Here is an 833-nt window from a genome sequence, read left to right as displayed (position 1 = left end):
CGGACATTCATCAGGGCGCGCAGCCAACGTGCTGCAATCCAGACGCCGTATACATGGCCGCAACCGATATTACACCAACATCAACCGAAAAACCCTTGCCCTGCGGGAGCCATCCATACATGGTCCGAGCCCACTGGCGAAGGCCGATCTGCCGGGTTCTGGAGGTCGCACCATCGACGTATTGCGCCGTCAAGGCTGTGGAGCGTGATCCTGAACTGGCATCGGATCGGGCCAAGCAGGATCAACTGGACATGGCCGCCATCAAGAAGGCTTTCGATGGCAGCCGAGGCCGCTATGGCGCGCGCAAGGTATGGCATCGTTCGGGCCATGCCCTTGAACCGGTGGCGGGCAGGCCCTCACCGCCGCGGCAGCCACGATATTGCGCGCTGCACGGTCGAGCGGCTCATGAAGGTCATGGGACTACAAGGCGTTGTCCGTGGCAAGAAAATCATCACGACCAATCCCGATACGGCCCAGCCGTGCCCGGACGACAAGGTGAACCGAGCCTTCGTGGCGGACATGCCGAACCAGCTGTGGGGTCGTCCATTGAGGCGCCATTGGTTCAAGCCCTATGGACGACGATTTCACCTATGTCTTCAGCTGGCAGGGCATGGTCTATGTCGCCATTCGTCGGGAAAACAGCACCCCACGCTGTTTTCCGATCCTCCTCATTCATCGACGTCTTCGCCCGCAAAATCGTCGGCTGGCGCGTCTCGACCTCGACGACGACCGGCTTCGTCTTGGATGCTCTGAACCAGGCTCCAGGCTCATTGATTGTCAAAGCCGGAACAGGACGGTAGCGGCGAGGGTGACGGCAGAGAGGAACCCCCTGG

The 833-nt window shown here is 60.7% G+C and carries 1 protein-coding gene and 1 pseudogene; both read left to right on the top strand.

All coding sequences use genetic code 11. From position 1 onward, the window contains the following. The coding region (locus tag KY389_RS15025) for a hypothetical protein (protein ID WP_219831778.1) at positions 1-208 on the top strand (208 nt) is incomplete at its 5' end. Positions 209-426: 218 nt separating this feature from the next. Further along, positions 427-794 (top strand): annotated as a pseudogene (locus KY389_RS15930) (hypothetical protein); the annotation flags it as partial. Positions 795-833 lie beyond the last annotated feature (39 nt).

The organism is Paracoccus bogoriensis (genome assembly GCF_019431455.1).
Lineage (GTDB): Bacteria > Pseudomonadota > Alphaproteobacteria > Rhodobacterales > Rhodobacteraceae > Paracoccus > Paracoccus bogoriensis.
This window is presented reverse-complemented; position numbering and strand designations above follow the sequence as displayed.